General features: G+C 39.1%; 12 protein-coding genes. 4 read left to right on the top strand and 8 right to left on the bottom strand.

Annotation, left to right across the window (positions count from 1 at the left end; translation table 11 throughout):
• Nucleotides 1-116 precede the first annotated feature (116 nt).
• Nucleotides 117-905, bottom strand: a complete 789-nt coding sequence (locus GD630_RS18440; protein WP_007758773.1) for an META domain-containing protein — start codon at nucleotides 903-905, stop codon at nucleotides 117-119.
• A 173-nt stretch (nucleotides 906-1,078) separates the two neighbouring features.
• On the opposite strand from GD630_RS18440, the gene GD630_RS18445 reads away from it, so the two are divergent.
• Genes GD630_RS18445 through recA form a run of 3 tightly spaced genes read left to right on the top strand, consistent with a single transcriptional unit; the run spans nucleotide 1,079 to nucleotide 3,815 of the window.
• Entirely contained in the window at nucleotides 1,079-2,272 is a 1,194-nt protein-coding gene (locus tag GD630_RS18445; protein ID WP_007758772.1) for a saccharopine dehydrogenase family protein, read from the top strand.
• 29 nt (nucleotides 2,273-2,301) lie between these two features.
• Nucleotides 2,302-2,757, top strand: a complete 456-nt coding sequence (bcp, locus tag GD630_RS18450) for a thioredoxin-dependent thiol peroxidase (protein WP_007758771.1) — start codon at nucleotides 2,302-2,304, stop codon at nucleotides 2,755-2,757.
• Nucleotides 2,758-2,780: 23 nt separating this feature from the next.
• Nucleotides 2,781-3,815 (top strand): recombinase RecA, encoded by a 1,035-nt coding sequence (gene recA, locus GD630_RS18455; RefSeq protein ID WP_007756044.1) that lies wholly within the window; start codon nucleotides 2,781-2,783, stop codon nucleotides 3,813-3,815.
• A gap of 146 nt (nucleotides 3,816-3,961) precedes the next feature.
• Here recA and GD630_RS18460 read toward each other — a convergent pair whose 3' ends face one another.
• The 5 genes from GD630_RS18460 to GD630_RS18480 form a co-directional block, all read right to left on the bottom strand.
• Nucleotides 3,962-4,957: a YeiH family protein gene (locus GD630_RS18460; protein WP_007756046.1), complete on the bottom strand. Its 996-nt coding sequence runs from the start codon at nucleotides 4,955-4,957 to the stop codon at nucleotides 3,962-3,964.
• Nucleotides 4,958-5,199: 242 nt separating this feature from the next.
• The gene (locus tag GD630_RS18465) at nucleotides 5,200-5,928 is read right to left on the bottom strand and encodes a Fic family protein (protein ID WP_143866761.1); all 729 of its coding nucleotides are present in this window, start codon (nucleotides 5,926-5,928) and stop codon (nucleotides 5,200-5,202) included.
• A gap of 685 nt (nucleotides 5,929-6,613) precedes the next feature.
• The gene (locus GD630_RS21530; RefSeq protein ID WP_143866759.1) at nucleotides 6,614-7,063 is read right to left on the bottom strand and encodes a TM2 domain-containing protein; all 450 of its coding nucleotides are present in this window, start codon (nucleotides 7,061-7,063) and stop codon (nucleotides 6,614-6,616) included.
• Nucleotide 7,064: 1 nt separating this feature from the next.
• Nucleotides 7,065-7,790: a hypothetical protein gene (locus tag GD630_RS18475; protein WP_143866757.1), complete on the bottom strand. Its 726-nt coding sequence runs from the start codon at nucleotides 7,788-7,790 to the stop codon at nucleotides 7,065-7,067.
• A gap of 44 nt (nucleotides 7,791-7,834) precedes the next feature.
• Nucleotides 7,835-8,938: an SPFH domain-containing protein gene (locus tag GD630_RS18480; RefSeq protein WP_143866756.1), complete on the bottom strand. Its 1,104-nt coding sequence runs from the start codon at nucleotides 8,936-8,938 to the stop codon at nucleotides 7,835-7,837.
• Nucleotides 8,939-9,658: 720 nt separating this feature from the next.
• On the opposite strand from GD630_RS18480, the gene GD630_RS18485 reads away from it, so the two are divergent.
• Nucleotides 9,659-10,294 (top strand): HU family DNA-binding protein, encoded by a 636-nt coding sequence (locus GD630_RS18485; RefSeq protein WP_007758767.1) that lies wholly within the window; start codon nucleotides 9,659-9,661, stop codon nucleotides 10,292-10,294.
• 188 nt (nucleotides 10,295-10,482) lie between these two features.
• Here GD630_RS18485 and GD630_RS18490 read toward each other — a convergent pair whose 3' ends face one another.
• The gene (locus GD630_RS18490) at nucleotides 10,483-11,379 is read right to left on the bottom strand and encodes a LysR substrate-binding domain-containing protein (protein WP_143866754.1); all 897 of its coding nucleotides are present in this window, start codon (nucleotides 11,377-11,379) and stop codon (nucleotides 10,483-10,485) included.
• A gap of 19 nt (nucleotides 11,380-11,398) precedes the next feature.
• Entirely contained in the window at nucleotides 11,399-11,983 is a 585-nt protein-coding gene (locus GD630_RS18495; protein WP_007758765.1) for a DUF6621 family protein, read from the bottom strand.
• Nucleotides 11,984-12,143: the final 160 nt, after the last annotated feature.

Below are 12,143 nucleotides of genomic sequence, written 5' to 3' on the forward strand. Positions count from 1 at the left end.
GCAACTGACTCATTAAACAAATACAGGCGGTTCTGGTTCAATGCCAACAAAAAAAATATGCCTATGTCGTCATGTGCGACACAGGCATACCTTATTATATATATTATTCTTACTTATTACTTTTCCAAGACGAGCACTAATGCATTATTTGCGTCATACAAACCGATTCCGCCACCTGATAATACATCAAACGACTTCACCTCATTCAAGGCTTTCAGAATCTTACCTTCCGTTTCCATGTCCGGACAAGCCATCATCGTGCTTGCCACTCCCGGAAAAGAGATTGATTTAGCATTGCTTGCACTGGTTTCAAAGCCACCGTTTATCAAGTTACATCCGGCATTGCCATGAATCGTTTTCTTTTTCACATCAAAAGCGATGAAAGGTTGCTTTTCCATCCCAGAAGGGATTGCTTCGCCATTCGCTTCCTTTATTTTCCATTCTCCATTCAAAACAGACAATTTCACATTAGCCTCCTTCTTTTCAAGAACCACAACCGGACGATTGGATGCATTGCAAAGATACATTTTATCTTTACCGGCTTTCTTATATCCTTTTACTTGTGCCAAAGCACCCAATACATTTCTCTCAGTAGTCATATCCGGACACATCATCTTCGTACCCGCCATCGCGCCCAACGAAAGGCTTCCCGGTTTCGCATTTACATCGAAACTACCCATCATACGATTACAGCCGCTATTACCGGACACACGACCGGTTGCAGTATCAAAAGTAATAAAAGGAAGGGTTCTGCTTTCGCCCGGAGTCACTTTCGAGCCATTGACCTCTATGATATTCCACTCGCCATTGATTGATGACAAAGGTATTGCCTTCTCTACTGAACGGCATGAAGACATTGCAAGCGCTGTACCCGCAATGCAAATTGAAACTAGTACTTTATTCATATTGTTATAACGTTTAAGTTAAATTGAGGACAAAGATACCAAAAAAAATGAGAATAGACTTCACAAAGGTAAATAAAAAGAGAGCGAGACGAATGATTATCTAAAAATAATCACGTATATTTGCTCCATAAACAATTCTAATATTCTTAATTTTTAATTCGCAATTAAAGAAAATGGGTAGAGTTCTTATTATTGGTGCAGGTGGTGTTGGTACTGTCGTTGCACACAAAGTGGCACAGAATGCCGACATTTTTACAGATATAATGATTGCCAGCCGTACGAAAGAGAAATGCGATAAAATCGTCGAGGCAATAGGTAACCCCAATATAAAAACAGCAAAAGTCGATGCCGACAATGTGGACGAGCTGGTAGCTCTGTTCAATGATTTCAAACCGGAAATGGTGATTAACGTTGCCCTCCCCTATCAGGACCTAACCATTATGGAAGCGTGTCTGAAAGCAGGAGTAAACTATTTGGATACCGCCAATTACGAGCCGAAAGATGAAGCTCATTTCGAATACAGTTGGCAATGGGCATATCACGACCGTTTCAAAGAAGCAGGACTGACAGCCATTCTTGGTTGTGGATTCGACCCGGGAGTAAGCGGTATTTATACAGCTTATGCAGCCAAACATTATTTCGATGAGATTCATTATCTGGATATTGTAGATTGTAATGCCGGAAACCACCACAAGGCATTTGCAACAAACTTCAATCCGGAAATCAATATCCGTGAGATTACGCAGAACGGACGTTATTATGAAAACGGTAAATGGGTAACTACCGGTCCTCTGGAAATTCATAAGGACCTGACTTATCCGAATATCGGTCCACGTGATTCATACCTTCTATATCATGAGGAACTGGAATCATTGGTAAAACATTTCCCGACTATCAAACGTGCACGTTTTTGGATGACTTTCGGACAAGAATACCTAACTCATTTACGCGTTATCCAAAACATTGGCATGGCTCGCATTGACGAGGTCGATTATAATGGGGTGAAGATTGTACCTCTGCAATTCCTCAAAGCAGTTCTGCCTAACCCGCAGGACTTGGGCGAAAACTACGAAGGCGAAACTTCTATCGGCTGCCGTATACGTGGTTTGAAAGACGGAAAAGAACGCACCTACTATGTGTACAATAATTGCAGCCACCAGGAAGCATACAAAGAAACAGGTATGCAGGGAGTGAGCTATACAACCGGAGTTCCGGCAATGATCGGAGCTATGATGTTCTTTAAAGGCGAATGGAAACGTCCGGGCGTAAACAACGTTGAAGAATTCAATCCGGATCCGTTCATGGAACAACTCAATAAACAAGGCCTTCCGTGGCATGAAGAGTTCGACAAAGATTTGGAATTGTAAGAGTAGCCCTGTTCGATAAAAAGAAAGTTATGATAAACGTAGGAGATAAAGCACCGGAAATCTTGGGAATCAATGAAAAAGGCGAAGAAATCCGTTTAAGTGCTTATAAAGGGAAAAAGATTGTGTTGTACTTCTATCCGAAAGACAACACGTCGGGGTGTACCGCGCAAGCGTGTAATCTGCGCGACAACTACTCCGAACTACGCAAAGCCGGCTATGAAGTAATCGGTGTCAGTGTAGACAATGAGAAATCACATCAGAAATTCATCGAGAAAAACAATCTTCCTTTCACGCTGATTGCCGATACTGACAAGAAATTAGTAGAAGAGTTCGGTGTGTGGGGAGAAAAGAAGCTGTACGGACGCGCTTACATGGGAACTTTCCGCACTACTTTCCTGATTAATGAAGAAGGAATAGTAGAACGGATTATCACTCCCAAAGAGGTGAAGACCAAAGAACACGCCGCACAGATTTTAAATCAATAAATCTATTAATTGTAGAATAAGGTATGGCAAAGAAAGACGAACTTAATTTTGAAACAGATAATAAAATGGCATCAAGCGAAAAACTAAAAGCCTTACAGGCAGCCATGGAAAAGATAGAAAAGAGCTTCGGTAAAGGTTCTATCATGAAAATGGGTGACGACAGTGTTGAACAAGTAGAAGTGATCCCGACAGGCTCCATAGCCTTGAACGTGGCACTTGGCGTGGGAGGTTACCCAAGAGGTAGAATCATCGAAATTTATGGTCCGGAATCTTCCGGTAAAACGACATTGGCCATTCATGCCATTGCCGAAGCACAAAAGGCTGGCGGTATAGCAGCTTTCATTGATGCAGAACATGCTTTCGACCGTTTCTATGCATCTAAACTAGGTGTAAACATCGATGACCTGTACATCTCCCAGCCGGACAACGGGGAGCAGGCATTGGAAATTGCAGAACAACTGATCCGTTCCTCCGCTATCGACATTATCGTAATCGACTCCGTTGCCGCATTGACTCCTAAAGCTGAAATTGAAGGTGACATGGGTGACAACAAAGTAGGTCTTCAGGCACGTTTGATGTCTCAGGCATTACGTAAGTTGACAGCAGCAGTCAGCAAGACACGTACAACTTGTATCTTTATCAATCAGTTGCGTGAGAAAATCGGTGTAATGTTCGGCAGTCCGGAAACAACTACCGGTGGTAATGCCTTAAAATTCTACGCATCCGTACGTTTGGATATCCGTCCGGGACAACCGATCAAAGATGGTGAAGAGATTCTGGGCAAACTGACTAAAGTAAAAGTCGTGAAGAATAAAGTGGCTCCTCCTTTCCGGAGAGCAGAATTTGATATCATGTTCGGTGAAGGTATCTCCCATTCCGGAGAAATCGTTGACTTGGGTGCCGATCTGGGAATCATCAAGAAAAGCGGTTCATGGTATAGTTACAACGACACGAAGCTGGGACAGGGACGCGATGCCGCCAAACAATGTATTGCCGACAATCCGGAACTTGCAGAAGAGCTGGAAGGACTGATCTTTGAAGAGTTAAAGAAAAAATAATCACTCCCACCTTACAGTTTTTCAAAGCTGTAATCGGAGGAGCTGTAATCGGAGGGTTGAGGGTTGTACAAAAAGAAGTGGGAGAATATCGTACGAAACGAACATTCTCCCACTTCTTTTATATATTATCTTATCCTTATTCTTACTTATGCAAAATAATAGATATATGCCAATGTACTCAAACTAATGACTACCCATAACGCTATTCCCTGCAATAACGGTTTTACGCCAACTGCTTTCAGAACATCTATCGAAAGAGAAGCACCAATAAAGAACATCGTAATTGTCAATGTCTTGCGAGCAATTCCATTAATAGCATTTCCAATTTCCGGCATTCCATCCAGCAAATAAGTATTTACGATCATTGCCAGTACAAAGTAGAAAATAAACCAGGGAATACTAATCTTCTGCCCCTTACTCTTAAAAATGAATGAAGTAGCGAAAGCTATCGGAATAATCCAAAGAGCACGAGTCAATTTGATGGTAGTAGCCACCTTCAAAGCCTCCTCTCCATAAGCAGCACCGGCTCCAACCACAGAACTTGTATCATGGATAGCAATAGCCGCCCAAGTACCAAACTCATGTTCGCTCATGTTCAGAGCATGACCAATCATTGGAAATATGAAAAGCGCGATAGCATTCAAAATAAAGATAGTACCCAATGCCACAGACATTTCACTATCTTTTGCCTTCAATACCGGTCCTACTGCCGCAATGGCACTACCACCGCAAATAGCCGTTCCCGAACTGATCAGATAAGAAGTATTTCTATCTATCTTAAATATCTTGCGTCCGATAAACCAACCTATCGCCAATGTACCTACCACCGAAATAATAGTAAACTCCATCCCTTCCTTACCGGAAGCCAACGCTGATTGCAGATTCATACCGAATCCTAATCCGACAACGGAGTATTGCAATAGATATTTAGAAGTCTTTTTATTGAATTTCGGATGTGCCTGTCCGCAAGTCAATGCAAAAATAAGTCCGAGGAACAGAGCTACCGGAGGAGTCACCCATGCAGACCATGCCTGCAAACCCGGAATATAATCCAAAAATAAGAAAAGAGTCAAAGTAGAAAGCAGGGCGACATAAATAGTCTTATTTTTTGCCTGCAATGTTTTTGTAGCTGTTGAAATCATATAATATATCTTTAATTGTTTTTCTGGAGCGCAAAGGTATGACAAACAATCAAGACACGCTAATCGTTTCTAATTATACGTTATAACTTTTAGTTATAGCTCTAACCTCTTCTTTATCAAGATTACCTTATTACACTTCTACAATATCTTTTCCAAAAGGTGATAACGCTAATACCGCCAAGCAACAACCATAAAAGATTCATTAAACAGCCCATATAAAAGTCAGATTTTATTTCTATCTATCAGTCTAATAATCCCGGATAAAAGTACTTTACCCACGCTACATAAGTATCTTGAGCAGAGAGACAAGTATCTAGCAAATATCCACGAGTAGTCGCGAACTCCCTAAGTCCACGATAATAAAATTGCTTATGGCGCTCATCTATAATAAATGGAACGATATTATGACGAAGGCATTCACGAAACATAATCAGCCGCCCTACCCTACCATTACCATCTTGAAATGGATGAATTCTTTCAAAACAATAATGATATTCTATAATATCTTCAAATGTTACACAGACAATTGAATAGTATTTATCATTCAAATTCGCTATTTCCGCATCTACATTATCAGGCATTACAGTCTGAATACCTCCAACCTCATTTGGATATTTTTTCCAATCACCTACATTAAACCAAGCTTTCGCTGCATCCGCCGTTCCAGTTTTCAATATTCGATGAAATTCTTTAATCAATTTTCCAGATAAGGGTTCATCAATGGTATCAAGCAAATAATCAAAAGCCACAAAATGATTGGATGTCTCAATTATATCATCAACCGGTACAGCCTCTTCATCCCTAAAACCTATAGTACGAGTTTCAAAGATAAAACGAGTTTGTTCTTCAGTAAGCCTACTCCCTTCTATTCGATTAGAGTTATAAGTCAAACTCACTTGGGTTTTATGATACAATCCCCCTTTTCGCTTAGATTGCTTTTCCTCCAAAAGATATGCAGTAATACTATCCATACTTCTATCGTTCTTAACAGATGAAGAACAAAGATAGTAAGAAGAATGAGAACTGTATAACTTTTCAATAAACTTTCTTTTCCAATAAACCCATTTCGTAAAAAAACATTACGCATTTCTGTTTTATCTTCAGTAATAGAAGATTATTTTATTATTCCAATTCATAATCAACTGATTAAATTGTCAAACTGAGCTCACAAACGGAAACGTTTAACAAAACGCTCTATTAAATAATATACATAATTATTGCGACTAAAGTACATACCAATTCAGTTATTGGATTTGCAACAGATAAAACAATCAGTTGAAAAATTTCTTTATTTTCCAATACTATGGAGTCTAATGCTATATATATAGCAACTTGTATCAATATAGATAACATTATCAATTCCACGAATAAAAACGTATGCTTCAACTTACAGTTGGTTGTAACAGTCTCATTTATTTTCATATTATACTCTCCTATATTACGACTATATTTTTTACAAACTAACAATCTTTAAAAAGATGAGATTAAGTAAACATATAAAAAGAAAGGATTTGTATTTGATTCCACTTCTACGGAATAATTTATATTTCATCCTTTATTTAATTAGAATAAGGGGAAATGACTATCATGAATTAGAAAGACGCTCCTTAAATCTTCCTCATTCACTAAGCCATTCCCCCCACAACAATAACCTAATTAGCCATATTTTTGATGAAATTCATTATCATTCATCGTAAGTAAAATTATTCCCTCAATAAACGCAATTATAGTAATTAAGACAGGGACAAAAACAGTCCAACAGAAAAACCAAAATAACAATAAATATGCTATACCTTGTCCATTTTTGCCTAAATAGAATTTATGTATTCCTAATCCACCTAAAAATATAGCAAGCATCCCCGCTGTCGTCTTACTTTTCGTAGATTGCGCGTATTGAGGAGTATATTGCTGCGTACTCTGAGGCGTTTGTTGGACAGTAACCTGTACCACTGTATTTGACGGAGTTTGTACTTCCGACGACTTTTTTTCTTGATTTGGTTCTGTTTGTACTACCGCACCACAATATGCACATTTCCTTTGAAAAGGATCAGCACCCACAATTAATTTATTGCCACCGCATACGGGGCATTTTATTTCTTCACTCATATTACAATGTATTTTTAATGTAAGATATATATTCTGTAAAGTTTTCAATTTCCCGGGTCAAAGTATCCATATCCACCTCGACACTCTCTTTCCGTATCTGGAAATACGATTTTAATCCATTCAGCTTGATATTAATATCCTCTACTACAGTTGCATTACGTTCTAACTTTTCTGCCGGAATAGCCGCTATTTTATCTAACAGAATTTTCAATTGCTGCCCCTGCCTATCTTTCTGTTCACTATCAACATCACGTAAAGCCTGTCGATACTCCATCATTACCATTTGCGTAGAAGCTAAATGGCTTTTCCGAACCATCACGGATTGCTCTATTTCTTTTTGTTTCTCTGCCTGTACATTCCCACCGATTCCGACAATGCTAATCAATGCAACAAAGATTAAAAAGATAACAAGTAAACCCGCATAATAGTATTTAGTATCAACAGTATCGGATAAAAAAACATTGAAAACCAGCATCCAAATAGCTTCCGACAATATGAAGTAAAACAACTGCATACTAATGGAAGTATTACGAACCGTGGTTAATTTTCCATTAGTAAAAAATGGAAGATTACACAAGAGCATAATCTCTAATATAGAAGTGACCACCATATTAGCGTAAAATAAATGAGTCTTTTCCTCTGGACCTAACAAATAAAACAGTCCTATCGTAATCCCGACTATCACAAGTATAGCCACAAATAAAATCAAGAAATTCTTTGCTTTCATAAGTATATATATATGATTAATATTTTAATTTACACACTCCACCATTACAAGCCTGGAGGTGGAGGGGGTGGCATTAAAGAGAACAAAGCTGCAATTTCCACAACATTTTCAGCCAACACCCACGATTGTGAGCCGACTTTGCAGACATAAGTAGTTTTTGTTAACTGCCCATTCAACGCCATATCTTTCAGAACCTCCATAGTAAAAGGTCCCGTAGTTTGTCCATTTTGTGCTATATAAAAAGAAGAATTTACAGGTGGCGGTGGCGGAGGAGTAGAAGGCATCCCCACATTTGTCATCACATTTCCCATCATATTTCCCACTGAATTTCCCATTCCGAATCCCATACCAGCTCCCATCATTACGCCCGCGCCTTCATTGCCCGCAGCTGTCTGTGCAATATCCAACTGCTTTTGTTGCAGATAATTTATTCCTAATTTACTTAAACGAGCCTGTTCTGCAATACCAGAAAGCACCGTTTGATATCCCTTGTCATTCTCGTCGAATGATATATCCTCGATATTGAAATTTAAAACTTCAATACCATATTCATTAAAAGAAAGTTGAAGATTTTTGGAAGTTTCCTTAGATATTCCTCTGTATTCCATTCCCAGTTCATTTACATTCACTCCATTTTCTTTCATGTATTTGGCAATGGATACCCTTACAGCCTCAATCACATCTATACGAAACTGATTGTCAATCAATTCCATATCAGCATGTCCAACTGTTCCAATCAATTTTTTCAAAAAAGTAGCCCCGTCTACAATACGAATCCCATATTGTCCACGAGCAGCAATCTTTATCGGAATTTGAAAATAGGGGTCAATAATTCGTAAACCTCCGGTTCCCCACAGCATATTGCGCTTTTCTAGTTTGCTGACAAACCATACCTCAGCCGTAAAGGTCGTTTCTCCTCCCGAAGGTAAATTCAATAGTTTTTGAAGAACAGGCAAATTAGCTGTGTTCAACGTATGCCTACCCGATGTAAAAGAATCACAAAGCGTACCACTTTTATAAAAGAAAGCCTCTTGACTTTCATTAACCGTCAACACACTACCTGTAGTAATGTTATTGAATGGAAACTTATAGACTAATTCTTCCTGGTCCATTTGCTCCCAATAGATGGATTTAATAATTGCTGCCATATATAATCAATTTTATTTAATATCAAATTCAGCAGACTTCCAGTTCCCAAAAATCAGTCAATATATAAGTACACAAAAAAAGCGCGGAACTGCGTGCCAACTATCTGCAACTGAAGGTCCTAGGAAAACCCAAACACACGAATAGATGGACAGCAGACCCACGCTGAATCAGCGTAGGAAACATACTGTGTCATTCCCGTGTGTCATTGAAAATTTCCTAGGTTTTCAGTCACAAGAATGAAGCACAACGCTTCTTACAATTTTATCTCTACAAATAATAGCCTATCGCTATAGACAACTGCAAAAATATGAAAATAAAATCAAATATCCTACTTCATCTCATTCATTTTTATTCAAGTAATAGAATAAAACTAGAAACACCCCTCCCAGCAATCGTCTAAACACATATAGACATCCTTTCCTACTTCCACTTTTCCTAGTACTTTCCACGCAATCTATTAATAGATAAATTCCTTTTTATTAATGCCAAACTTCTTTTTCTCAAATATAAAACCTACCTTTGTACAAGAGAAAACTATAAACGAAGGCTTTGTTTTTATAACCAAAGCTTTCGTTTTTATAAACGCAAGTTTCATTTGTAAAAACGAAAGCTCCGTTTATAGTTTATACTTAATCCAAAAGTACTTATCTATTAGAGAAAAAGAAGTTTTGCCCTAGTATACAAGAACTTATCTACTAATGATTTAAACAACAAACAGTATGGCAAAGTACATAATGGAGGAGATGCCCGACTTACAGAATACGGGGAAAAGAATCACATATCCGAAGTTTGCACGGGTAGACAATGCAAGCATAAAAGAACTCGCCCAACGAGTGGGTGACGTCAGTGGTTTCAGCCCAGGAGATATAGAAGGCATATTGCTCCAAACCTCCATCGAAATGGCACACATAATGGCGGAAGGACGCTCGGTTAAGATAGACGGAATCGGCACATTCACAGCGTCGCTAGCCCTGTACAAAGATAAAGAACGGGAAGGAGCCGAAGAAGGAAGTGAACATCGTAATGCACAGAGTATTTATGTAGGAAATGTAAATTTCCGAGTAGACAAAATCATGCCGAGAAGAATTAATGAAAGATGCCGACTGGAAAGAGCCTCTTGGAAAAAGCAACGTTCCTCACAGAAGTTCACACCGGAGCAACGCCTCAAACTGGCATTGAAATATCTCGACGAGCATTCGTTCCTTACGGTTCATGAATATCGGAACCTAACAGGACTCTTACAAACGGCAGCAACCATAGAATTAAAACAATGGGGAGATCAACCCAATTCCGGAATCGGAATCGCTGGAAGAGGTGCACACAGAATCTATATAAAAAAGAAACAAGAAGAATAATGAGTTACCAAAGATTATATCTCAAAAGGTGCGGAAAGTATGAGAGATAGAGCCTTAATATATGAGAGATGGTAGCACAAAAAAGATCTCTCATAAAATATCAAACTAATAATCAGCAATTTACAAGCAAATTATGAGAGATGAGAGATAATATTGTTTTTTCTTCTAGTAGAGATTCCTAAGCGAGGTTATAAACTCTTGCTATGATGTCCCGCAAAACGCATAAAGACTTGGGACAATCCTCCCTCCTGCCCTTGCAACTGAACAAAGTTAAATTCACGTTGCATCGGCATTCCTTTTATTTCAACTACCCTGAGAGTGCCGGCAACAAGTTCCTTATGTACCGAACGGATGGAAACAATTCCCATACAATCCGTATGCTCCAGAAAAAGCTTGATACTTTCCGTACTGCCAAGATACATTAAAACATTCAGAGAAGAGAGCTTCAGATTATATTGCAGCAGAGCACGCTCAAATACATCTAATGTACCGGAACCTCTTTCGCGCAAGACCAAAGGGATATTTGGAAGTTCTTCCGGAAGGATTTCGTCGGCAACCGCCAATTTACTCCGCGTATGAACCACAGCCACGAGTTCATCTTGCAGGAATGCAGTGTACTTCAAATTCGGCAAACGGAAGATACCCTCTACCAATCCCAGGTCAATACGATGTTCCTGCAACGCCACTTCCACCCCACGGGAATTCCCATTTATCAAAGAAAGATTGATTTGTGGAAACTTTGTTATGAAGTTGGCCAATAAAGGAGGAAGGACGTATTGCGCAATCGTAGTGCTGGCACCCAGTTTTAATTCTCCGATATATTCGTCATGCAACAAGTGCATCTCGTATTCCAATTGCTTATAATCATCCAAAATCTTTTCACTATGCTTCAGCAACAGCTCTCCGGCCTCAGTCAAGGAGATTTTACTTCCCTGACGATCGAAAAGACGGGTTTGGTAACAAGTCTCCAACTCCTGAATATGCTTGGTGATAGCAGGCTGGCTGACAAACAACTCTTGCGAAGCCTTCGTAAAACTTAGGTTCTTCGCTACACTCTGAAAAACTTTTAAACGAAAATCGGACACAGCAACTTAGTATTAGCGATTATAACTCCTCCGCCCTTATTCCCAATGAATGCATCACAGGAAAAGCCAACATATCCCATTTGTAGTTTACCGGTATTTCCGGTTCATTCATACGGAACTGCATAACTTCCTTGCCTTTCAGTCCCTGTAGAACATCAGTCACTTTCTTCCCATATTCCTCGTTGAAAGAAACAACAATCATCCGCTTCACATCCGCCGAATCGGAAACAACGGAAAGCAAATCCATAAACAGGTCTTCTCTCGACACCATGCCCTCCGACGGGACACCGGCAAAAGAGAACTCGCCATACGGACTTTGGAAAGCAACTCCGTTCAGCTCCTCCTGCAAGTCGGAAGGCTGGCAATGTTGCAAGTGTCTCGATTCTTTATCATATACAAAAAGAAATTGCACCTCGTTCTTTCCTTCGTTGATTCCTGCATCCAGAGTCAGATAGGAAGTAAACAACGAAAGGTCTATCTCTTGTAAAGAACGTTGCAATGTCTTCTCAAAATAGTTTTTTATATCCGTTATTACAAAATTCAAAAAAGCGGCATCTATCAGCACTACTGTTTCGGACAGTTTTATTTGGGGTTTATCATTCATATATACCTTAATTATATCATTACAGCGGATAAAGATACTACAATACTTTCATTTATCCACTTGATTATCTTGTAAATTCGTCAGTCTGCACTAAACAAAAAAAGTCATTTTGTCCTTTAACTCCTTAATAATCATGCTATTTTGTCATATTTTTCTACTT

Source organism: Bacteroides zhangwenhongii (genome assembly GCF_009193325.2).
Classification (GTDB): domain Bacteria; phylum Bacteroidota; class Bacteroidia; order Bacteroidales; family Bacteroidaceae; genus Bacteroides; species Bacteroides zhangwenhongii.

What these genes read in the sequence shown, in the direction of transcription:
- GD630_RS18445 (WP_007758772.1), top strand. Translation starts at nt 1,079, where the DNA reads ATGGGTAGAGTTCTTATTATTGGTGCAGGTGGTGTTGGTACTGTCGTT.
- GD630_RS18440 (WP_007758773.1), bottom strand. Translation starts at nt 905, where the DNA reads ATGAATAAAGTACTAGTTTCAATTTGCATTGCGGGTACAGCGCTTGCA.
- recA (WP_007756044.1), top strand. Translation starts at nt 2,781, where the DNA reads ATGGCAAAGAAAGACGAACTTAATTTTGAAACAGATAATAAAATGGCA.
- bcp (WP_007758771.1), top strand. Translation starts at nt 2,302, where the DNA reads ATGATAAACGTAGGAGATAAAGCACCGGAAATCTTGGGAATCAATGAA.
- GD630_RS18480 (WP_143866756.1), bottom strand. Translation starts at nt 8,938, where the DNA reads ATGGCAGCAATTATTAAATCCATCTATTGGGAGCAAATGGACCAGGAA.
- GD630_RS18460 (WP_007756046.1), bottom strand. Translation starts at nt 4,957, where the DNA reads ATGATTTCAACAGCTACAAAAACATTGCAGGCAAAAAATAAGACTATT.
- GD630_RS18495 (WP_007758765.1), bottom strand. Translation starts at nt 11,983, where the DNA reads ATGAATGATAAACCCCAAATAAAACTGTCCGAAACAGTAGTGCTGATA.
- GD630_RS18465 (WP_143866761.1), bottom strand. Translation starts at nt 5,928, where the DNA reads ATGGATAGTATTACTGCATATCTTTTGGAGGAAAAGCAATCTAAGCGA.
- GD630_RS18475 (WP_143866757.1), bottom strand. Translation starts at nt 7,790, where the DNA reads ATGAAAGCAAAGAATTTCTTGATTTTATTTGTGGCTATACTTGTGATA.
- GD630_RS21530 (WP_143866759.1), bottom strand. Translation starts at nt 7,063, where the DNA reads ATGAGTGAAGAAATAAAATGCCCCGTATGCGGTGGCAATAAATTAATT.
- GD630_RS18485 (WP_007758767.1), top strand. Translation starts at nt 9,659, where the DNA reads ATGGCAAAGTACATAATGGAGGAGATGCCCGACTTACAGAATACGGGG.